The sequence below is a fragment of the Streptomyces sp. NPDC021093 genome (assembly GCF_044333135.1).
Taxonomy (GTDB): Bacteria; Actinomycetota; Actinomycetes; order Streptomycetales; family Streptomycetaceae; genus Streptomyces.
The window spans coordinates 255496-277751 of sequence record NZ_JBIRQJ010000009.1 but is presented as its reverse complement, the minus strand read 5'-3'; the positions used below and the strand labels follow the sequence as shown (position 1 = coordinate 277751).

The window sequence follows — 22256 nt, the reverse complement described above, 5'->3', positions numbered from 1 at the left end:
CCTTGAACCGCAGCCCCCCGCGCATCAGTACGCCCCCTGCCCGTGGAGCACCGCACGCAGCGTCTTCCACAGGATCACCGCGTCCAGGGCGAGCGACCAGTCCTCCACGTACCGCAGGTCCAGCCGGACCGCCTCCTCCCACGGCAGGTCGCTGCGTCCGCTGATCTGCCAGAGGCCGGTGAGCCCGGGCTTGACCAGCAGCCGCCGACGGATGTCCGGGCCGTAGGCTGCGGACTCCTCCGGCAGCGGAGGCCGCGGACCCACGAGCGACATCGATCCGGTGAGCACGTTGAACAGCTGCGGGAGCTCGTCGATCGAGTACCGGCGCAGCACCGCGCCCACCCGGGTCACCCGCGGATCCCGGCGGAGCTTGAACAGCAGGCCCGCGCCCTCGTTCCGGTCGGCCAGCTCGGCACGTGCCCCGTGGGCCCCGGCGGCCATGGTGCGGAACTTGAAGATGGTGAACTCGCGGCCGTTCTTGCCGACCCTGCGCTGGCGGTAGACCGCCCCGCCCCGGCTGTCCACCAGCACGAGCAGCCCGACGAGCATCATCAGGGGCGCGAACAGCATCAGCAGGATCGCCGCTCCCGTCCGGTCGACGACCGCCTTGACCACCCGGTGCCCCCCGGTGAAGGCGGGCATGCTGACCCGCAGCAGCGGGATCCCCAGCACCGCGTCGACGTGCAGCCGCGGGCCGGCCACCTCCATCAGCACGGGGGCCACGATCATCTCGGCGTCGCTGCCTTCGAGGTTCCAGGCCAGCCGCTGCAGCCGGTCGGGCGACCAGTGCGGGTCAGGTGTGAGCGCGACGACACGGTAGCCGTCGCAGTGGACGTGGCCCGCGACGTCCGCCAGCCGGCCGACGACCGGCACTCCGTCGACGTCGAGCCGGTCGCCGTCGAGACCGAGACCGTCCGTCGTGCACACCGCCTCCACCCGCCAGCCGAGGTGCGGGAATCTGCGGGTCCGGGTGATCAGGTCGCGCACGGTGTCCAGGCTTCCGGCGGCGAGCACCGGTCGCAGACACCGTCCTTCCTTGCGCTGCTTGTGCAGCCAGAGACGGAGCAGATACCGCGCGATCATGGTGATGAGCGCGATCGCGGGCATCGCGACGAAGATCCAGAGTTTGATGTTGCGCGAGGTGAGGGCGATTCCGCCGAGCGCCAGGACGACGGTCGCCATGAACAGTGAGCGTCCGAGCCGGCGGAACTCCTCGGCGCCCTGGCCGAGTACGGCGGGAGCCCATGACCGGCTCACCGCGAGCGCCCCCAGCACCAGCAGTTCGGTGCCGAAGGCGAGAATTATCCACTTCTCGTGCCAGTTGGCCGCGTCCCGGGCCCCGAAGAAGTTGCCGATCGCCCCCACTACGACGGCGGTGGCCATGGTGTCGCTGGTGATCACGGTACGGCGGTACCGCTGTTCCCAGTCGGTCGCGGGCCGGCTGATCGCCGCGTCCGCCAGGCGCTCCGGCGCTGACGGAAACGGGCTGACTAAATCCCCCTGCTGCACAAGACCCCCCAGGTCGCCAGTGGTTCGACGCGTTCGCCTAACACCGCTTCCTCTCCCCCCGGAAGGCCCCCCGGCCCTCATGCTGGATGCTCCCCGCGGGAGGCCCCCGCCCCCGCGCCGCGCTGTTCCTCCCCCCCCCGGGAGGCTTCCGCCCCCCGCGTGCGATCTCTCGAACCGTTCCGGTGCTCTTGGAACAACTCACCGTTGGCAACAGCGGACTTGGACGCCCTGCCGGATTCTTGAGACGTGATCACCCCGACGTCTGACGCCGGGGACGCAACTGCCGGCTGGCCTTGGCACAGGACCTATTGATCATTTACTGGCTGCTTCTTGATCATTATCGGTCTCTTCGTGCCCGAACAGCTGAAGCACGGTCAATCTAGACCATCGGGGCCGGGATGAAGAGGGGATGTGTGAAATTCGTGCCCAAGCTTTGAGGCCGGATTCACCGATCACCCACGACCTGGGGGTACTTGGCGACACGCGCGTGCCGTGCGACCTGTGACGACGGCAGTTCTCCGGGCAGCCGGCGCGGGCGGTCCGGAGGTGTCCCGGGACTGCCAACTGGGCGGCACCCAGGCCCTGTTGGTGCCCTTTGGTGGGGGCGTCGCGGTGGAAGGCGTCGCCGGTCCCGGCGCACTGCCGGGCAGGCCCGTTCGCCCTGCCGATCGGCAGGGCGGGGCCGGGGCCTACTGAGGGTCAGGCTCCCTTTGTGAAGACGAGTACCTCCGTGGAGGCGACGCCCATGGGTGCCAGGAACCCGGCCTGCAGGCTGCAGCCGAGGGACGCGAAGAGGTCCACGCAGGCCTGGCGGGGCATGGCGGCCGGGTAGGAGCCGTGCCCCGCGCCGCCCTCTGTCGCCCAGGTGCGCACCGCGGCCGGGTCCAGGCAGGTCTCCGTCATGACGTCGAAGACGATCCGGCCACCGGGCCGCGTGACCCGCGCCATTTCGAAGAAGTAGCGGGCGGCGCAGAGGAAGGTCACGGTGTTGAAGACCTTGTGGGCCTGAACGAGGTCGATGCTGCCGTCGGGAGTCGGGGCGAGACTGCACCCCGCGGTCGGTTGGGCGACCACGCCGAATGTCTCCACCAGGTAGCCGGCCCACGGCGCTGCCGTCTCGTAGATCTCGTAGCGGCCCGGTGAACACTCCTTCAGCGTCTTCTCCAGGTACCTCCCGGACCCGGGGCCGATCTCCAGCACCGACTTCGGGTCGGCGGCGAAGACGCCGAGAGCGCTCAGTTCGTCGATGGTGGACTGGGTGGCGCCGGGCGTCCCGTTCATCACCTCGTCGATGTGGTCACCGACCGACAGACCGGCCGCCCGTGCGGCCCGCATCGTCGCTTCGAACGGGATGAAGTCGTCCACGCCCTCAAGGTTGTTGGTGCTGCGAACGATGTCGAATCCCGCACGTCCCAGGAGTCGCTTGACCCCGGACTTCACTAATGACGTTCCCTTGTCCACTGCCCTCATCAGGCATGACCCCCCAGGTCGTCGCAAGCCTCGGTGCCAGCATAGGATCGCGCACGCACCAGCGCAGTGGGACGACGAATTCGATGCGCGGCTGTCGAGGCCGATGGAAACGCATCACCGCCCCCGTGCACCACGAATCCACGCGCCAGATCGGTACGGAGTTGTCTTCGCCACCGTCGGCGATCCAGGAACCGTTTTCGGTGCGCCCCGGCGGAGCCGGGTGGCGAGTGTGCGGTCGGTATCGCCGGGTGCGACACGGGAGTTCGGCCTCCTTGCGGGCTGGGCCGCGGTGTCGGCCGGGTTCCGGTGCGGCTCGGTCGGGTGCGGGGTGTGACCGGTTCCTTCTCTCCTTCGGTCTCTCCTCTCGTTTCCCCCCCGGTTCCGTCGGCATGTCCCTCGCGCAGGGGGCGGCCGCGCCGCCCCCTGCGGCGGTGCGGCCCTCGCTGAGCTCGTGGTGTTCCACGATGGTCCGCAAGATCCCCGAACGGCAGGCTGACCTCACCGCCCTTTGCCGGCGGCGGACGCACCTCCACACGAGTCTGCGCCCGCCGCGCGTTCCGGCAGCCGCGGTGGAAAGCCCTCATCCACGGGGCGAAATCCACAGAGCGAAGGAGAAGCACATGAACAACATCGTCGAGAGCATCGCCGCCCACCGGGACAGCGTCGAGGTCGCGGGCCTGTTCGCCCCGGCCGAGGCCCCGGCGGCCGCGTGGGTCCTGGTCGTCGAGGAGGACTGACTCGACCCGCAGGACCAGCACTTGGGTGCCCTGTGCCGCTCCGGCGGCACGGGGCACCCGTCCAACGGCTCCGCCCCACGGCTCCTTCCGACGGCTCCTTCCCCCCCGGAGGTTTCCCCTTGTCCCTGCACGTCTTCGTCGGGCCGACCCTGCCGCGCGAGGAGGTCCTCGCCCTTGCTCCCGGCGCCGTGGTCCACCCTCCCGTCGCCCACGGCGATCTGACGGTGCTGCACACGGGGCCGGGCGACACGGTCGTGATCATCGACGGCTACTACCACCAGCGGGGCGCGGTACGCCACAAGGAACTGCTCGGCCGACTCGCCGCAGGGGTACGGGTCGTCGGCTGTTCCAGCATGGGTGCACTGCGCGCCGCCGAACTGCACCCGTACGGCATGGTCGGGCACGGAACCGTCTTCCGGATGTACTGCGACGGCGTCGTCGAGGCGGACGACGAAGTGGCCGTCGCACACGGCCCGGCACCGGACTACGACAGCCTCAGCACCCCCTTGGTCACCGTGCGCCACGCCGTGGACGCCGCGCGCCGGGCAGATCTCCTCACGGCCCAGGAGGCGGCCGACGTGGTCGCCCGGGCCCGCAGCATCCCGTACCAGCAGCGGAGCTGGCGCGCCATCGGCCACCGTCCGCCGTCCGCCGTCCCGGATCTCCCCGACGCCCTCAAGAGGCTGGCGGCCTTCCTCGAACGGCACCCGGAGCACCGCGACATCAAGGCCGCCGACGCGCGCGACACCCTGCGGGAGCTGGCGCGCGGCGGCCTGCTCTGCGCCCCGCCCGGAGCCTGGGCCACGACCACGGACTGGCGCAGCCGCGCACACCACGACTGGGACGCCGAGTTCACCGGCGCGAGCGTCGACGGCACGCCGGTCGGCAACGCCGCGGTCCTGCGCCACCGCCAGGTGTACGACACCGGATTCCCCGCGCTGTGGCGCCGGTTCGCCCTCACCGGCCTGGCCGACGAGTCCGGCCCCGCCGACGAGTCCGGCCCCGCCCACGAGTCCGGCCTCGCCCACGAAGCGGGCACGGCTCCCGCCCCCGACGGAGTGGAGAGCCGCGCGCTGGCCTGGGCGGCCCACCGCGGCCTCACCCCCGCCGAGCTCGCCCCGCACCAGAAGGACGAGTGGCTGACCGCAGGGGAAGCCACCGAACTCACGCCACGGGAGATGCTGTTGCACGTTCTCGTACGCTCCTACCGGCCGCCCCTCGGAGCCGCCGCGGTCATCGCCGCCCTGCCCGGCCTCGTGGACGACGCCCGAACACGCCGCGCCGTCGCCGAGTGTCACGCCGTGAACGACGAAGTGGCGCGCTGGCGCCCCGGGCAGAGCATCGCCCAGCTGACCGGCTCCGTCCTCGTGGACCACCTGAAGCAGACCTGGGGCCTGCCCGGCGCCACGGACCGCGAGCTGACCGCCGCGGCCAGGGACCGGGGGCTCGCCTCCCTCGGCACGGCCGTCGCCGCCGTACGCCCCTTCTTCCTGCACCGACGGCTCGGCGCTCAGGAACAGAAAGCGGGGACACCGTGCTGAGCACACCGACAGCGAAGGACGCGTACGTCACCGGCGCGCACCGCACCCGTCACCCCGAGGAGACCTGGAACGCCGTCCGGCCGCTCCTCGCGCGGTTCGGCATCACGCGGGTCGCGGACGTCACCGGTCTCGACGCCCTCGGCATCCCGGTCATGATGGCGGTGCGTCCGCTGGCCACCACGGTGAGCGTCTCCCAGGGCAAGGGGGCCAGTTCTCTGGCGGCCAAGGTGTCGGCCGTGATGGAGGGCGTGGAGCTGTGGCACGCGGAACAGGTCCACCCGCCCCTCACCGCCCGGTCGGTGTCCGCCCGCGACCTCCAACTCCCGTATCAGTACGCCGACTTGATCACCTCCCCGGGTGCCCTCGTCACCGAGAACACACCGCTGGACTGGGTCGGCGCGCGAGGCCTCCGCGACGGGGCGCCCACGCACCTCCCCCTCGACACGGTGTGCTTCCTGCCCGCCCCCAGCCGCCGCCCGCAGCTCCCGGGCATCGGCAGCAACACCAACGGCCTCGCCTCCGGCAACTGCCGCGCGGAGGCGGCGCTGCACGGCCTGTACGAGATCGTCGAGCGCGACGCCCTCAGCGGGCCGACCGCAACGGGCCCGGCCGAGCGCGCCGTCGACCCCGCCACCGTCGACGACCCCGTGTGCGCGGAGCTGATCCGGCGGATCGCCGCCGCGGGAGCCTGGCTCCACCTCACCCACGTCCCCAACCGGTTCGGCGTGCCCTGCTACACCGCACACCTGTGGAGCGAGGACGTCCCGCTGCGCTGCTTCGGCGCGGGCGCCCACGGGACCCCCGCCATCGCCCTGTCCCGCGCGATCACCGAGGCCGCGCAGAGCCGCCTCACCGCCATCGCGGGGACCCGCGACGACATCCCTCCGATCTACGACCAGGTGCGCCACGCGGACGCTCCCCGCCCCGAAGGGCCCCGCGACACCGTGCCGTACCCCGCGACGTGCGCCGACCCGCCGCCCGCCTTCACCGACGTCGACCGGGAACTGGCCTGGGTCGGCGAGCGGGTGGCGACGGTGACCGGGCAGCAGCCGCTCGTCGTGGACCTGAGCACCGAGGACGCGTTCGCCGTCGTCAAGGTCGTGGCCCCCGGCGCCGGACTCGACACGCACCGCATGCACCCTGCCGACGCCGCGCGACGCGGCGCACACGAGGAAAGCCGCCCATGACACAGCAGGACATAGCGCCCGTACCCGAACGGACCCTTGAGCAACGGGAGTTGAGCGACCCGCACGCGCTGCACGCGGCGCTGCGCGCCGACGGCGCGGTGCACCGGGTGCGGCTGCCCACGGGGCTGCGGGTCTGGCTCGTCACCGACCACGCCGCGGCCCGCGCCGTCCTCGCCGACCCCACCATGAGCAAGGACATGCGCGGCGCGGGCGCCCTCTTCGACCGGCACACGGACTGCCCCGCACCCCGCAAGCGGAAGAGCCCGACCCTCGCGGTGAACATGCTCGGCAGCGACCCGCCGGACCACACCCGCCTCCGCCGCCTCGTCTCCCGCGCCTTCACCCCGCAACAGGTCGCCGCACTGCGCCCCGGAATCGAGGAATCCGCACACGCGCTCCTGGACGACATGGCACACCGCGACGGTGGCGACCTCCTGGAGCTGTACGCGAATCCGCTGTCCATCACCGTGATCTGCGCACTCCTCGGCGTCCCGGAACAGGACCGGGTCGACTTCGCCGCATGGTCGCGGGCGCTCCTGGACCAGGACCCCGCAGGGCGCGCACGGATGCGCGAGGCCGCCACCGCGACCCGCACCTACCTGACCGACCTGATCGCCGCCAAGCGCGCGAACCCCGGCGACGACCTGCTCTCCGCACTCGTCCAGGCGCGGGCCGACGACGCCCTGAGCGAGGACGAACTGGTCGCCACCGCACTGCTGTTGCTGCTCGCGGGCTTCGAGACGACGGTGAACCTCATCGGCAACGGCATGCACGCCCTGCTGACCGACCCCGGTCAACTCGCCCTGGTCCAGGGCGATCCGGACACGCTGCCCGCCGCCCTTGAGGAGATCCTCCGCTTCGACGGCCCGGCCAACCACACCAGCTACCGCTACACCACGCGGCCGGTGGACATCGCCGGAACCACCGTGCCCGAGGGCGAGTTCGTGCTGGTGTCCCTCAGCGCCGCCAACCGCGACCCCGCCCGCTTCCCCGACCCCGACCGGCTCGACGTCTGCCGGGACACGGGCGGACACCTCGGCTTCGGCCACGGCATCCACTACTGCCTGGGCGCCCCGCTCGCCCGCCTGGAGGGCGAGGTCGCCCTGCGGCTCCTGCTGCGCCGCCTGCCGCACATCCGGCTCGCCGTACCGCCCCACGAGCTGGTCTGGCGGCCCAGCACCCTCGTCCGCGCCCTGGAAGCGCTGCCCGTCACCTGGAGCACCGATGACACCCGAGCCCCGAGAGCCGATGACGCCCGAGCCCGCAGCGCCGCCGACGTCTGAGCGCACTCTGATCGCCGTCCGCACCCCCGTGGCCCTGACCCGCGTCACCCGCGACGACATGCGCGCCTTCGCTGCCGCCCGGGACAACGCCTACGAGGTCGACCCGGACCCCCGGCCCCTGCCGATCACCACCCCCACGGACAACGCCGCCGTGGTGGACAGCGGGACGGGCCGCCTGTACGGACTCGTGGGCTGGCACGCCGTCAGCCACGGCAGTACCCACGCCTGCCTCGCCTGGAACGTCGGCCTGGCCATGCTGCCCACCGCACGCGGGCAGGGCGTCGGCGTCACGGCCCTGCGCCTGGTCGTCGAGCACCTCTTCGCCACCACGGACTTCCACCGCATCGAGGCGGCCACCGACGTCGACAACATCGCGGCCCGGCGGACCGCCGAAAGCGCCGGATTCCACCACGAGGGCACCCTGCGCGGCGCCCAACTGCGCGACGGCCGACGCCGCGACCTGATGACGTACAGCCTGCTGCGGAGCGATCTGTGAGCCTCCACCTCGCCTTCGTCACCGTCCCCGCCCCCGGCCACACCTACCCCGGACTCGGCCTCGTACGGGAACTGACCGCCCGCGGCCACCGCGTCAGCTGCGTCAACACCCTCCGCCACGCCGACCTGATCGCCACCACCGGCGCGCGCCTCGTCCCGTACGACTCGGTCCTCCCGGCCCCCGACCGGGGCGACGCCTGGCCGGGCGACCCCGTGGCCCAGCTCGACCTCTTCCTCGACGAGGCCCGCGGCATGCTGCCCCAGCTGCACCGCGCCCTCTCCGACGACCGTCCCGACCTCGTCCTCTACGACCAGGCGGCGTACGCGGCCCGGGTGCTCGCCGAGCAGTGGAAGATCCCCGCCGTGCAGCTCTCGTCGACGTTCGTGCCCTGGGAGGGGTACGAACGCGACGGCGCCCTCGCCCCGCTGCGCGACACCCCGCACGGCGTGGCCCATCTGCGCGCATGCGAGAAGTGGCTCACCGCGAACGGCATCGAGGACGCCGACCCCGTCGCGTTCACGACCCGCCCCGAGCGCGGCCTGGTGCCCGTCCCGCGCTTCCTCCAGCCCCGCGCGGACGAGGTGAACACCGACCGCTACACCTTCGTCGGCCCGCTCACGCCCCCGGTCGGGCGGGCGGCGGTCCCGGCCGGACCGGAAGGGGACCCGGCCCACGACGGCTGGAAGGACCGCCGGGCCTCCGCCACGGACAAGCTCCTGCTGGTCTCGCTCGGCTCGCTGTTCACCGACCGCCCCGCCGTCTACCGCAGCTGCCTCGACGCGTTCGGCGGCCTGCCGGGCTGGCACGTGGTCATGCAGACCGGCCCCCACGTCACGGCGGCCGACCTCGGCCCGCTGCCCGCCAACGTCGAAGTGCACAGCTGGGTACCGCAGTTGGCGGTACTCCGCCGGGCGGACGCCTTCGTCACCCACGCCGGGATGGGCGGCACTCTCGAAGGGCTCGCCTGTGCGGTGCCGATGATCGCCGTGCCGTACGCGGCCGACCAGTTCAGCAACGCCCGCCGCATCGCCGAACTCGGGGCGGGCCGGCGCATCCACCCCCGGGATCTCACCGCGGACGCGCTGCGCACCGCACTGCGCGCGCTCGACGGCGACCCCCGCGTCCGGGCCCGGCTGGGGGAGTTGCGCGAGACCCTGTACGAGGGCGGCGGCGCCCGGCGGGCCGCTGACCTGATTGAGACATTCGCCCACTCCCGTCGGGCGACGCAGGAGGCGTGACGACCACGCGCTCCGCACCCTTCCGCCGACGTGCTCCGTCGTTACGGTGGAGTGCGGGCGTCCCCTCTTGCCTGCCGGATCGGACGGGCGGTGGACGACCTCGACGAGACCATAAAGATCATCCGGTCGACCATCTTCGGCCTGCGCGCCCACGAATCGCCGGTGCCCGGCAGCGGGTTGCGGATCAGGGCGGTGCGCACGGTCGAGGAGGCCATCTCGGCGCTCGGGTTCACCCCCGCTCTGCGGATGGAGGGACTGCTGGACACGGACGTGCCGCATGCCGTGGCCGACGAGGTGGTCGCGGTGCTGGGCGAGGCGCTGGCGAACGTGGCCCGGCACGCCCGGGCGTCGCGGACGGACGTCGCCGTGACCGTGGGGCAGGGCGTGCTCACGGTGGCGGTGGCCGACGACGGTGTGGGTCTGCGCGAGGAGGAGCAGCGGTGCAGCGGGCTGCGCAATCTGGCCGAGCGGGCGGAGCGGCTCGAAGGACGGCTGACCGTCGGCCCCGGGGCGACGGGAGGGACGCGCCTGAGGTGGAGGGTGCCGCTCCAGGGACTGAAGTGACGCCTGTTCACTCGCCTTTCGTGTCGGGCGGGGTGAACCGGGTGGCGAGGACGGCCGCCTGGATGCGGCGCTCGACGCCGAGCTTGGCCAGCAGCCGGGAGATGTGGTTCTTGACCGTCTTCTCGGAGAGGTAGAGCTGCCTGCCGATCCGACGGTTGGTGAGTCCCTCGCCGACGAGCGCGAGGATCTCCCGCTCCCGCGGGGTGAGACCGGCCAGCCGGGCGTCCCCGGCCGTGGTCTCCTGGGCCGGTCCGCGCAGGCTGCTCATCAGCCGGGCGGTGGTGGCCGGGTCCAGCATCGACCGGCCCGAGGCGACCGTGCGGACGGCCTCGACCAGGTCCGAGCCCTTGATCTGCTTGAGGACGTAGCCCGAGGCGCCCGCCATGATGGCGTCGAGCAGCGCGTCGTCGTCGTCGAACGAGGTCAGCATCAGGCAGGCCAGCCCCGGTGTGCGGGAGAGGAGTTCGCGGCAGACGGTGATGCCGTCGCCGTCCGGCAGCCTGATGTCCAGGATCGCGACGTCCGGACGCAGCGCCGGACCCCGGACCAGAGCCTGTTCACCGGTGCCCGCCTCGCCCACCACCGCCATGTCGGGCTCGGCGCCGAGCAGGTCGTGCACCCCGCGCCGTACGACTTCGTGGTCGTCGAGAAGGAAGACCCGGATCGGTTCCTGCGGCGAGAACGCCCGTACGGTCATGACTGCCCCTCGCGTCCTGTCGTCCCGCAGCGATCGTGCCCGGCAAGGGCGTCTGCACACCAGGGCCAGTCGGCCCCCATTCGTCTTCCGCGTGCTCGTGCCGTACCTCCCGGGATCGCGCGGAACGTTTCACAACTCCCTTGCACGGAGCGGCGGTTCGACCAGGTCCCAGCCGACAACCGGGCCGGCCCGGCAGAGCAGCAGCGGGCCGAGCCTGCAGTGGCCGCAGTGCCCGGTGGCGCAGTGCATGGTGCGGTCCAGGGAGACCCGGACACTGCCGGGGGCGAGGCCGCGCTGCACGAGGCTGCGGGCGGCGGCGCGGATCATCGGTTCGGGGCCGCAGACGAACGCCGTGGCGTGGTGCGGGTCGAAGCGGGCCCGGTCGAGCAGCTTGGTGACGACGCCGATCTGGCCGGTCCAGCGGGCGTCGGGCCGGTCGACGGTCACTCCGGTGTACGCGGTCGACCACTGCCCGGTCTCCACCTTCGCCATCAGACCGGCCGGCGTGCGGGCGCCCACGAGCACGTTGAGACGCCCGTACGGTTCCGGGTCGGCGACCGCGTCGCGGACGAGGGGCCGCAGGGGTGCCAGCCCGATGCCGCCCGCGAGGACCACCAGGTCCTGCCCGGCGGCCTCCGCAAGCTCCCAGCCGGTGCCGTAGGGGCCGCGCAGTCCGATCGCCCGGCCGACCTCCGCCGCGTAGAGCTCCTCGGAGACCGCACCGACACCGCGTACGGTGTGCGCGAGGCCGCCCGTGGTCGGGATGGCGCTCACCGACAGGGGTATCTCGCCCCGGCCGAACACCCAGACCATCGCGAACTGCCCCGGCACGAAGGGCGGCAGCGGTTCGCCGACGGGTTCGATCCGCAGGGTCGCGGTGTCCGGGGTCTCCTCCCAGCGCGCGACGATCCGGTACGGAACGGGGACGGCGGTGGTGGTCATCGCCGCACACCGTCTCCGCTGCCGTAGGGGGCGTACAGGTCGAGCAACCGGGTGCGTGCCGCGTGGAGCCGGTGCGCGAGCACCCGGCCGACCCACTGGCTCACCGCCATGCCCAGCGCGGGATCGTTCGCGCACATCGGACGGACAACGGTGGCGTCGAACTCGTAGGTGCGTACGGGGGTCCAAGTCTCGGCGCCGAACTGCCAGACGTACGGGCTGAACATCCAGGACCAGCCCACGAGTTCACCGTGCCCGAGGGTCTCGATGACGGGCGAGCGGCGGCCGGGGACGTGCGTGTCCACGGCGACCGAACCCGTCCGGACGATCCAGAACCTGTCGGCGTGCCCGCCTTCCTCGAAGAGCCTGGTGCCCGACGGGAAGGACGTCTCGCGGGCGATGCGGATCAGGCGTTGGCGGTGTTCGGCGGGCAGGGCGTTGAGCATGGTGCTGATGGCGGTCATCGTGTCGCCTCTTCCTCGTGCTCTTCCTCGTGGGTCTTCTCGCCGGCCGCGACGGCTACGAGGAACGCTCCCCTCCGGGGTTCCCCGTGGCCGGTGTCGTGGAAGTGGCCGCAGGTCAGGACGGAGTCCGGTTTCAGGGCACGGCGATGCGTGGCGGTGTGTCCATCGAGTCCCCCTCCGTCGGCGGTTCCCTCTCCTCCACCGTGCGGACTCCGACCGGGCGCGCGGCAGGGGCCGAACGGCCCTGTCCGGGGCCGGATATCCCCTCCCCGGCCCGCCCTCCGCGTGGAAACGTCCGCAGCAGCGTCTCCGCCGAGAGGCGAACCGGAAGGTGGTGCCGCGGTGCACAGGCCACTGATCGTGGGAGTGGACGGCTCTGAGCCGAGCCTGGCCGCCCTGGACTGGGCCGCCGACGAGGCGGCAGCGCGCGGGGCGCCCCTGCTCGTCGTGCACGCCTCACGGTGGGACGAGTACGCGGCCCTGGAACCGGCCTTCGGACTCGGCCGCCCTTCCGTTCAGGTCTACGCGGACGACATCGCCGCCACGGCCGTGGAACGCGCGGCGCGCCGCCGTCCAGGGGTGCGGGTGACGAGCACAGTGGTCGGCGAGGATCCGGCGTTCGCGCTCGTACGGCTCGCCGAGGACGCCGACGCCGTCGTGGTCGGCAGCCGGGGACACGGCGAACTCGCGGAGCTGCTGCTCGGATCGGTGAGCCTGACGGTGGCCGCGCGGGCCACGTCCCCGGTGATCGTGGTGCGTGGCGGCCGCGAGCACGCCGCCGCAGAGCAAGAGGCGGTGCGTACGGTCGCCGTCGGTGTGGACGTACCCGAGGATGCCGCACCGGCCGTGGAGTTCGCCTTCCGCGAGTCCCTGCTGCGCGGGGCCCCGGTGGTCGTCGTCCACGCGTGGCGCTGCCCCGCCCACGAGGTCCCCGACCACCCCCGCACCCACCCCGACGACCACCGCCTGCGGGCGGAACGCCAGGTCGAGGAGGCGCTGAAGGGCGCGGTGCGCGCGCATCCGGAGTTCGCCGACGTCACCGTGCGACGCGAAGTCGTCGAAGGCCCCGCACGGTCCGCGCTCCTTGATGCCTCCCGCACCGCGGGCCTGCTGGTGGTCGGCGCACGACGCCGCAAGGGACACCTCGGAATGCAGCTCGGCCCCGTCGACCACGGCGTCCTGCACCACGCCGCCTGCCCGGTGGCCGTCGTCCCGCACGACTGAACACAGCTGTGCCGGTATCCCGTGCACCCGTATCCCGTACACCCACACCTCGTACACCCACACCCCGTACGCCCCGACTCGCAGACGGAGAAGGCAACGTGGCACACGACCGCATGGCCGACCTGGACGCCCACTGGCGCGCCGCCAACTACCTCGCCGCCGGCCAGATCTACCTCCTCGACAACCCCCTCCTCACCGAACCGCTGCGCCCCGAGCACCTCAAGCCGCGCCTTCTCGGCCACTGGGGCACCTCTCCGGGCCTCAACCTGGTGCACACCCACCTCAACCGCCTCGTCCAGGAACACGACCTCGACGCGATCTGCGTCTGGGGCCCCGGCCACGGCGGGCCCGCCGTCCTCGCCAACTCCTGGCTGGAGGGCTCGTACAGCGAGACGTACCCGACCATCGGCCGGGACGCCGACGGCATGGGCAAGCTGTTCCGGCAGTTCTCCTTCCCCGGCGGCGTGCCCAGCCACGTCGCCCCCGAGACCCCCGGCTCGATCCACGAGGGCGGCGAACTCGGCTACTCCCTCGCCCACGCCTACGGCGCCGCCTTCGACAACCCGGACCTGCTGGTCGCCTGCGTGATCGGCGACGGCGAGGCGGAGACCGGACCGCTCGCCGCGTCCTGGCACTCCACCAAGTTCCTCGACCCCGTCCACGACGGCGCGGTCCTGCCGATCCTGCACCTCAACGGCTACAAGATCGCCAACCCGACCGTCCTGTCCCGCATCCCCGAGGCCGAACTCGACGCCCTGCTGCGCGGTTTCGGCCACGACCCCATCCACGTCACGGGAGACGATCCGCGCATCGTCCACCCCGCGATGGCCGCCGCCATGGACCGGGCGTGGGAGCAGATCACCGCCTTCCAGCGCGGGGCCCGCACGAACGGCGCCCGCACCCGGCCCCGCTGGCCGATGATCGTGCTCCGTACCCCCAAGGGCTGGACCGGCCCCGCCACCGTGGACGGCGACCCGGTCGAGGGCACCTGGCGCGCGCACCAGGTCCCCCTCTCCTCCGTACGGGAAAACCCGGACCACCTGCGGCAGTTGGAGGCCTGGCTGCGCTCCTACCGCCCCGAGGAACTCTTCGACGCCGACGGCCGCCCCACCGCCCAAGTCCTGTCCTGCGTTCCGTCCGGCCCCCGCCGCCTCGGCGCGAACCCGCACGCCAACGGCGGCCTCCTCACCCGGGACCTCCCCGTTCCGCCCCTGGAGCACTTCGCCGTCCCCGTCGACAAACCGGGCACCACCCTCCACGAACCCACCCGCGTCCTCGGCGGTCTGCTCGCCCAGGTCATGCAGGACACCGAGCAGCGCCGCGACTTCCGCGTGGTGGGTCCCGACGAGACCGCCTCCAACCGGCTCGGCGCCCTCTTCGACGTCACCGGCAAGGCGTGGCAGGCCGAGGTCCTGCCCACCGACGAACACCTCACCACCGACGGCCGCGTGCTGGAGATCCTCTCCGAACACACCTGCCAGGGCTGGCTGGAGGGCTACCACCTCACCGGCCGCCACGGCCTCTTCTCCTGCTACGAGGCCTTCGTCCACATCGTCGACTCCATGGTCAACCAGCACATCAAGTGGCTGAAGACCTCCCGCACCCTGCCCTGGCGCGCCCCCGTCCCCTCCCTCAACTACCTCCTCACCTCCCACGTCTGGCGCCAGGACCACAACGGCTTCTCGCACCAGGACCCCGGCTTCGTCGACCACGTCCTCAACAAGAGCCCCGAGGTCGTCCGCGTGTACTTCCCGCCGGACGCCAACACCCTGCTCTCGGTCGCCGACCACGTGCTGCGCAGCCGGGACTACGTCAACGTCGTGGTCGCGGGCAAGCAGCCCTGCTTCGACTGGCTCTCGCTGGACGAGGCCCGCGTCCACTGCGCCCGCGGCGCGGGCATCTGGGAGTGGGCCGGTACGGAGGACCACGAGAGGGGCCCCGACGTCGTCCTGGCCTGCGCGGGCGACGTACCCACCCAAGAGGTCCTGGCCGCCGCCCAGTTGCTCCGCCACCACCTCCCCGACCTGGCCGTACGGGTCGTCAACGTCGTCGACATGACCCGCCTGCTGCCGCGCGAGGAGCACCCGCACGGCATGCCCGACTCCGAGTACGACGCGCTGTTCACCCCCGACCAGCCGGTGATCTTCGCGTACCACGGCTATCCGTGGCTGGTCCACCGCCTCGCCTACCGCCGCACCGGTCACCCGCACCTGCACGTACGCGGCTACAAGGAAGCGGGGACCACCACCACGCCCTTCGACATGGTCGTCCGCAACGACCTCGACCGGTACCGCCTCGTCATGGACGTCATCGACCGCGTGCCGGGACTCGCCGTCCGCGCCGCGACCGTACGCCAGGCCATGGCGGATGCCCGCACCCGCCACCACGCCTGGATCCGCATCCACGGCACCGACCTCCCCGAGGTCGCCGACTGGACCTGGACCGGCTGACCCCGCACTACCCTCACCCCGCACCGCGAGGAACCAGTCAGCGGCCCGTCGGTGCGGTCCGTCATCGCCGGGCGATGTGCCCCCGGAAGTGCTGCGGCACGGGGGCGAAGCGACAGGCCATGGTGACGGCGTCGGTGTCCGGGACGGTGAGGCGGTAGCGGGTGCACATCAGGTGGCACAGGGCCATCAGCTGGACGGTGCCGATGTCCGCGCCGATGCACCTCTTCGGTGCCCAGCCGAACGGTACGTAGCAGGTCCGGTCGGCCGGTCCGTGCGGTGCGCCGGGCAGGAAGCGGTCGGGGTCGAAGGTGTCGGCCCGCTGCCAGACCCGGTGATCGCGGTGGATCATGTGCGGGCTGACCAGGTAGCGCTGCCCCTTCTCCAGCCGGGTGGTGCCGACGTCGGATGAGACCCGCGCGTTGCGCACCAGCAGGAGCGGGGGGCTCCACATGCGCAGCACCTCCTTGACGAACCGGTGGGTGACCGGTGCAGCCCTGGCCGGTGCGGCACAGAACTCGGCCCGGTCCACGCCGCGCAGTTCGCGGGTGAGCCGCTGTGCCCACCGCGGGTTGCGGGCGAATTCGTACAGCACGCTCGCGGCTGCGGAGCCGGGCGGTCCGCCGATCGCGGTGAGCACGGCGGTGACGACGTCGAGCGCACGGTCCATACCGAGCTCGGGGAGGAGGTCGACGATCGGATCGGTGAGGTCCGGCTCGCGCACGCGGCGGCCCGAGGCGCGGTCGCGCAGCACCCGTCGCACCACGAGGCCGGCCCGGACCTGCACGGCGGCGAACCGTACGTGGTGGAGCGGCCCGCGACCGGGGTGACGGTCGATCAGCCGCAGCAGCTTCTGCTCCAAGTCCCGTGTGATCAGGGCCGATTCGCGGACGGTGAGGCCGGAGAGCGCGACCGGCAGAACGGACCGCACGGCGATGTCCTGGGCGAGCAGGACGAGGTCGACGTCGTCGCCGAGCCGGGTGTCGACGACCTGTTCCATCCGCGTGATCATCGCGGCGGTGTGCTCTCCGGTGGAGAGCGTGTGCAGCTGGGTGAGCCAGGCGGCGCGTACCCGGCTCCACGGCACCGTCGTGCTGCGACGGCGCCGGATCATGTCGACGAGGCGGTCGGACATGACGAGGCCGTCCCAGTTCGTCCGGCTCACCAGGCGTGCCGCTGCCGGTTCGAAGACGGCGAGCTGCCCGTCGTCCAGCCAGAAGACTCCGCCCTCGGCCGCGCTGCGCAGCCGCAGATCGTGCAGGAAGTCCTCGCCGTGGTGCGGTGTGGTCATGGCACGGCCCCTCCCGGCCGGTGGGGGCCGGCCGGCGGCCCGCCCCCACCGGTTCCGATCAGATGTGGTGGTAGAGGTACCAGAACCGCGATCCTCCGTATGCGGACCGGATGTTGAGGACCGACTTGGCCTTGCGAACGAGCTTCCTCATGTCATTCACCTCCTTCCGGCGCTGCGGCTCGGTGGTGCAGCTCCGCGGTGAAACGCGGCGGAGCCAGTGCGGGCCCCAGCTGGGGTCCGCCGCCGCTCGCGGTGATGGACAGGTGCCAGTCGCGGGTGATGATGCGGATCAGGTCCTCCAGGAGCGACATCGTCACGGTCGCCCCTGCACAGGAGTGCGCGCCGAACCCGAACGGCATGAAGGCAGGCTCGTGCGGAGGTGCCGCCCAGCGGTGCGGTACGAACTCGTCCGGGCGCTCCCAGTGCCCGGGGTGCCGGTGCACGAGGTACAGGCACACGTTCACCTCGTCGTGCGGGCCGGCCGTGACGTCGGCCAGCTCGTGCACGCGGCTGGGCGTACGGGAGAACAGCCAGGCCACCGGCCACAGCCGCAGCGCCTCACGGACGATCCAGGCCGGCTCGTCGTCGGCGGCGGCCGGGTGCGTACCGGCGAGATGGACCGCCCAGCCGAGGGCGAAGCCGATCGAGCCGACCGTGGCGAACAGGAACGACAGGTAGACCTCGGCCACCTGCCCGGGATCCGCCGACGGTCCGGCACCGGCGACGGCGACGTCCAGCAGGTCGCGCGGTCCGCCGGTACCGGAACCGGTCCTCATGCCGGGACCACCGGGACCACCGGGACCGGCGCTGCGGCGTGCCTCCGTCTCCCGGACCAGGAGACGCATCGCCCAGCGGCGGAAGCGGAGCCGGGACAGGGCCGCATGGCGCTCTCGCGCACCGGCCAGAACCGCGCGGTCGATGATGCCGTCGACCGCTCCGTGGAGTTCCGCGGGAGCCTCCGGGCACAGGAGCACGTCCCGCAGGTGCTCGCGGACCAGCAGGTTGCCCGCGTCGGGCCAGCTGCTGGCGGGCGCGAGCCGCGCGCCGACCAGGCGGGGCAAGTCGTCGCGGCGGGCGTCGAGTTGGCGGCGCAGCAGGTCGCGGGCCGCGCGTCCGATGTCGGTCTGCGCCGTTCTGGGGCCGAGGACTCCGGTCCGGGTGTGGAAGAAGTCGGAGGTCTCCAGGAAGGTGCCCTGCCGGTTGCCCAGCACCTCGCGGGCCGCCTGCGGACCGGCCACGCAGAGCCGGCCCGATGCCGAGCGCCACACGTCCCGGGTGCCCCCGAACTCCTCGGCCAGGAACGCCAGCGGGTCGTGCCGGTAGGCGGCGGCGCCGCGGAGCCTTCGAGCCGTTCCGCCTTCAGCCGACCGGGCCATGGCATCCCTCTCGATCGAGCAGCCGACCGGGACCGCACGTGCGGGGGACCGCATGCGTGGGTGGCCGGGCCCGGCCACCGGCACATGGATCCCGGGGCGTCCGGACCGCTTGGAGGACAGGTTCCTCCGCCGGAAGCGCGCTGTGAAGTCGCCTGCGGACTTTGCCCGCCGCATGGCCGGAAGGGGTTGTCCGCGTACGGATCTCCACGCGGAGGGTGCCGACCGAGTGCGCGTCGATCCGGTGCGCCCTCTGCTGCGACGGGTGACGTGCTTCGAGGGGCGTCGTGCTTCGAGGGGCGTCGTGCGTCGACGGGCGTCGCGGGAAGGGTTCGAGCGCCTCGGAGCATGGGAACCATGGAGGCATGACGGGGCGGGTTCAGGCCTGGGTCGGCGGCGCGGTGGCAGGCGCGTTGGTTGCGGCCCTTGCGGCCTATCTGATCGCGGTGGGCTGGGACGAGGCGGACAAGATAGCCAGCGTTCTGGCGTTGTTCGTCGCCCTGGCCGGTCTGGCCTGGGCCGTGGCAGGAACACGACGGGAAGATCCGGCGCCGGTGGTGCGACCCTCAGGGGGCGACGGCCGCGGGCGACCCTCCGTACAGCACACCATCGTGAACAACGGTGGCACGTCCTATTCGGCGATGTACGGAAACGTCATCCACCGTGAGGGCGGTGCTGCCCGCCGGGTGCCCCCGCCCCCGCCCGCACCGGCGTCCCCGCCCTCACCGGCGCCCCCGGCGGATGACGGTGCGGGCGACGGCCGGTGAGGTTCCGGAAGGCGAGGGACGAGGAGCCGGCTGCGCCACGACAAGTCGTGACGGTGGAGAGTGGCGTCGCCTACGGGGTGCAGGGTGCCGACATCCATGTCTTCGGCGACGGCATGCCGGTCTATCTTCTGGAGAACCGGAAGCCCCCGCCCATGACCGACCCCGCGTTCCTGCGCGAACTGCCCAGCCGCATGCTGAACGCTCGCTTCCAGGTCGTCGGATTCACCGGGCGCCAGGAAGAACTCGGGCAGCTGCGCGAGTGGCGCGATCAGGAATCGCGCCTGGCCGTGCGCTGGCTGCACGGGCCCGGTGGGCAGGGGAAGACCCGACTCGCGGACCAACTCGCCCTGGAATGCACGACACTTGGCTGGAAGGCCGTCACCGCTCTGCACGGCCCCGGTGCGGTCTGGCCGTCGCCGGGCCTCCAGGAGGACCTTCGTCCGGGCGATGCTCCAGGGATCCTTCTGATCATCGACTACGCCGACCAATGGCCGCTGTCGCACCTCACCTTTCTGTTCAGCAACGCACTGCTCCACCACACGATCCCGACCCGGATCCTGATGCTCGCCCGGAGTGCGGACTGGACGGCCCTGCGCGCGACGCTGGCCAACCATCAAGCATCCACCTCCACCCGGCAGTTGAGCCCGCTGCCGGAAGGTCCTGGCGGCCGTCCGGAGGCGTTCGCCGCTGCCCGGGACGCCTTCGCCGCGCGGTACGGCCTCCGGAACGCCGCCCAGCTGTCGTCCCCGAGTCCCCTGGAGGGACCGGAGATGGGGCTGACCCTGACCGTGCACATGGCGGCGCTCGTCGCCGTCGACGCCCGGGTCGGCGGGCGTCGGCCGCCCCGTACCCCCGAAGGGCTGACGCTGTACCTGTTGGACCGCGAACACCTGCACTGGGCACGGCTCTACGGCGACGGCACCCATGAACTCGACCCGGACAGCCGTACCTTCCGTACCCCGCCGGAAGCCATGGAACGAGCCGTGTTCGCCGCCGCCCTCACCGGTGCGGTGCCCCGGTCCTCGGCGATCGACGTGCTCGACAGGCTGCGTCTCGCCCCCGGTGCGGAACGGGTGGCGACCGACCACGTCTCCTGCTATCCGCCCTCGGCCCCGTACCGGACCACGGACCAGGTGCACGCCTCCGCGCTGGAACCCCTCTACCCGGACCGCCTCGCCGAAGACTTCCTCGCGCTGACCCTTTCCGGCCACCGCGCCGACTATCCGGCCAGGCCCTGGGCCGCCCCCGTCATCGAGAAGGTGCTCGAACGTGCCGCGGACGGCTTTGCCAGGCCGTGGACTCCGCGTGCGGTGACCTTCCTGGCCGCGGCGGCCGCCCCGGACCGCTGGCCCCATGTGGCGGCGCACCTGAACAGGGTCCTGCGCGACGATCCCGCGTTGGCCGTCGCCGCCGGCAGCGGGGCACTGACGGCCCTGGCGGGCATCCCCGACATGGACGTACAGGTGCTGGGCGGCATCCAGCTCTGCCTCCCCACCGGGCCGTATCCGGAACTCGCTCCCGGAAAGGCCGCGCTGGTCAGAAGGACCACGCTCCACCTCTTGGCAGCCACATCCGATCCGGCGGAGCAGGCCTCGCTGTACAGCGAGCTGGCGTTGAGCGTCGGTGAGGCAGGGCAGCACGAGGAAGCGCTGACCGCGAACGAAGAGGCCGTTCGGCTGCGGCGGCGGCTGGCCCAGGAACAGGAGGTCCACCGACCGGATCTCTCCCGGTCACTCAGTCACCACGCGGTCTTCCTCTCCAGGACGGGCCGGTTGGACGAAGCTCTGGCCGCCTCCGAGGAAGCGGTGACGACCCAACGGCTCCTGGCGGCGGCAGACCCCGAGCACCTGCGCGGACTGGCCCTTCTGCTGAGCAACCTCAGCGGTGAACTGGAGGGGCTGGGTCGGCTGGAGGAAGCGCGCGCCGCCGTGGAGGAGGCCGTGGAGATCCGGCGACGGTTCACCGGGACACTGGACGAGCGGCGCAGTTACGCACGCTCGCTGAGCAACCTCGGCATGATCTTGGGCAAGCTCGGCAGGACGCGTCCGTCCCTGGAGCGGGACATGTCGGCCTTCCTGATCCACCGAGAGCTCTACGGAGAGAACCCGGTTGCCTCTCTGCCCGATGTGGCCGCTTCCGCGAACAGTCTCGGTACGCACATGTTCACCTTTCGGTGGTTCGACAGAGCCGTCTTCTTCGGTGAGGCCGCGGTGCACTTCTACCGTCAACTGGTCCGCGCCAACCGGGACATGTACGAGCCCTACCTCGCCGACGCCCTCACCAACCTGGGGGTGTTCCTGGAAAAGGTGGACCGGGGGGACGAGGCGCTGACAATCGCCGAGGAGTCCGTGGACCTCTACCGCTCCTTGGTCCGCACCAACCGCGCGGCTCACGAGGTGGAACTCGCGAGCGCACTGAGCAATCTCGGACTGCGGCTGTGGCTCCAGGAACGCGTGGAAGAGGCGCTGAAGGCGACCCGCGAGGCCGTACGGATCCATGAGCGCCGGGCGCGTGCCGACTGGGACGCTTCCGGTGAGCACTACGCGATGTCGTTGAGCAATCTGGGATTCCAGCTGGCGGCATCGGGCGAGCGGCAGGCGGCGCTGCACACCTCGGGAGAAGCGGTCCTGTGCTACCGCAGACTCGCGGACGCCAACGAAGCCTTCGTCCCCGAGCTCGGCAGAGCGCTCCTCGCCCATGCCTGGACCCGGCTCGAACTCCGCGAGGAGCTGACGTCGGGGCTGAGCGCGGCCAAGGAGTCGTTCGCTCTCTACAGAGAACTCGCGGAGAGCCTCCCCGAGGCCTTCGAGGCCTATCTGCCGGTCACCCTCGCCATGGTCGCCGAACTCCTCTCGGCTCTCGGCAGGAAGGCCGAGGAGGAAGCAGTCCGGCAGTTCATCGATTCCGGTGACTTCGATGCTGCGGCGAGCGCCCTTTCGTGATCCGTCGTGTTCGGCGGACCGGGCCCGACCGGAGACGTCGCACGCGCCGTCCAGCACACGCGCCGTCCAGCACACGCGCCGCCCAGC

The 22256-nt window shown here is 72.0% G+C and carries 16 protein-coding genes and 1 pseudogene; 10 read left to right on the top strand and 7 right to left on the bottom strand.

What is annotated here, in order from left to right; all coding sequences use genetic code 11:
* Positions 1 to 24: 24 nt before the first annotated feature.
* A complete protein-coding gene (locus ACH4SP_RS28595; RefSeq protein WP_398418828.1) occupies positions 25 to 1509 on the bottom strand; it encodes a sugar transferase in 1485 nt (494 codons plus the stop codon).
* Between the two features lie 699 nt (positions 1510 to 2208).
* Positions 2209 to 2979: a methyltransferase domain-containing protein gene (locus ACH4SP_RS28590; protein WP_398418826.1), complete on the bottom strand. Its 771-nt coding sequence runs from the start codon at positions 2977 to 2979 to the stop codon at positions 2209 to 2211.
* Between the two features lie 856 nt (positions 2980 to 3835).
* On the opposite strand from ACH4SP_RS28590, the gene ACH4SP_RS28585 reads away from it, so the two are divergent.
* The 6 genes and pseudogenes from ACH4SP_RS28585 to ACH4SP_RS28560 all read left to right on the top strand — a co-directional run.
* The gene (locus ACH4SP_RS28585) at positions 3836 to 5257 is read left to right on the top strand and encodes a TfuA-like protein (RefSeq protein WP_398418825.1); all 1422 of its coding nucleotides are present in this window, start codon (positions 3836 to 3838) and stop codon (positions 5255 to 5257) included.
* Positions 5251 to 6444, top strand: coding sequence for a YcaO-like family protein (locus ACH4SP_RS28580; RefSeq protein ID WP_398418823.1), 1194 nt, complete (start codon positions 5251 to 5253; stop codon positions 6442 to 6444). The genes ACH4SP_RS28585 and ACH4SP_RS28580 overlap by 7 nt, the downstream gene beginning before the upstream one ends.
* Positions 6441 to 7727, top strand: a complete 1287-nt coding sequence (locus ACH4SP_RS28575; RefSeq protein ID WP_398418821.1) for a cytochrome P450 — start codon at positions 6441 to 6443, stop codon at positions 7725 to 7727. The genes ACH4SP_RS28580 and ACH4SP_RS28575 overlap by 4 nt, the downstream gene beginning before the upstream one ends.
* A complete protein-coding gene (locus tag ACH4SP_RS28570) occupies positions 7669 to 8223 on the top strand; it encodes a GNAT family N-acetyltransferase (RefSeq protein ID WP_398418820.1) in 555 nt (184 codons plus the stop codon). The genes ACH4SP_RS28575 and ACH4SP_RS28570 overlap by 59 nt, the downstream gene beginning before the upstream one ends.
* Positions 8220 to 9461, top strand: a complete 1242-nt coding sequence (locus ACH4SP_RS28565) for a macrolide family glycosyltransferase (protein ID WP_398418818.1) — start codon at positions 8220 to 8222, stop codon at positions 9459 to 9461. Before ACH4SP_RS28570 ends, ACH4SP_RS28565 begins: the two co-directional genes overlap by 4 nt.
* A gap of 75 nt (positions 9462 to 9536) precedes the next feature.
* A pseudogene (locus tag ACH4SP_RS28560) lies at positions 9537 to 10025 on the top strand (sensor histidine kinase); the annotation flags it as partial.
* 7 nt (positions 10026 to 10032) lie between these two features.
* On the opposite strand, the gene ACH4SP_RS28555 reads toward ACH4SP_RS28560, so the two are convergent.
* The 3 genes from ACH4SP_RS28555 to ACH4SP_RS28545 form a co-directional block, all read right to left on the bottom strand.
* On the bottom strand, positions 10033 to 10722 hold the full coding sequence (locus tag ACH4SP_RS28555; RefSeq protein WP_398418816.1) for a response regulator: 690 nt from the start codon (positions 10720 to 10722) through the stop codon (positions 10033 to 10035).
* A 129-nt stretch (positions 10723 to 10851) separates the two neighbouring features.
* On the bottom strand, positions 10852 to 11664 hold the full coding sequence (locus ACH4SP_RS28550) for an FAD/NAD(P)-binding protein (RefSeq protein ID WP_398418814.1): 813 nt from the start codon (positions 11662 to 11664) through the stop codon (positions 10852 to 10854).
* Complete coding sequence (locus ACH4SP_RS28545) at positions 11661 to 12125, bottom strand: Crp/Fnr family transcriptional regulator (protein WP_398418812.1); 465 nt, start codon at positions 12123 to 12125, stop codon at positions 11661 to 11663. The genes ACH4SP_RS28550 and ACH4SP_RS28545 overlap by 4 nt, the downstream gene beginning before the upstream one ends.
* Before the next feature lie 342 nt (positions 12126 to 12467).
* On the opposite strand from ACH4SP_RS28545, the gene ACH4SP_RS28540 reads away from it, so the two are divergent.
* Entirely contained in the window at positions 12468 to 13349 is an 882-nt protein-coding gene (locus tag ACH4SP_RS28540; protein WP_398418810.1) for a universal stress protein, read from the top strand.
* Between the two features lie 98 nt (positions 13350 to 13447).
* Positions 13448 to 15799, top strand: a complete 2352-nt coding sequence (locus ACH4SP_RS28535) for a phosphoketolase (RefSeq protein WP_398418809.1) — start codon at positions 13448 to 13450, stop codon at positions 15797 to 15799.
* A 61-nt stretch (positions 15800 to 15860) separates the two neighbouring features.
* Here ACH4SP_RS28535 and ACH4SP_RS28530 read toward each other — a convergent pair whose 3' ends face one another.
* Both ACH4SP_RS28530 and ACH4SP_RS28525 read right to left on the bottom strand, forming a co-directional pair.
* On the bottom strand, positions 15861 to 17087 hold the full coding sequence (locus tag ACH4SP_RS28530) for a cytochrome P450 (protein ID WP_398418807.1): 1227 nt from the start codon (positions 17085 to 17087) through the stop codon (positions 15861 to 15863).
* A 152-nt stretch (positions 17088 to 17239) separates the two neighbouring features.
* A complete protein-coding gene (locus tag ACH4SP_RS28525) occupies positions 17240 to 18463 on the bottom strand; it encodes a cytochrome P450 (protein WP_398418805.1) in 1224 nt (407 codons plus the stop codon).
* A gap of 362 nt (positions 18464 to 18825) precedes the next feature.
* Between ACH4SP_RS28525 and ACH4SP_RS28520 the strand changes: the two genes are divergently transcribed.
* On the top strand, positions 18826 to 19227 hold the full coding sequence (locus ACH4SP_RS28520) for a hypothetical protein (RefSeq protein ID WP_398418803.1): 402 nt from the start codon (positions 18826 to 18828) through the stop codon (positions 19225 to 19227).
* Between the two features lie 47 nt (positions 19228 to 19274).
* Positions 19275 to 22169 (top strand): tetratricopeptide repeat protein, encoded by a 2895-nt coding sequence (locus ACH4SP_RS28515; protein ID WP_398418802.1) that lies wholly within the window; start codon positions 19275 to 19277, stop codon positions 22167 to 22169.
* The last annotated feature ends 87 nt before the right edge of the window (positions 22170 to 22256 follow it).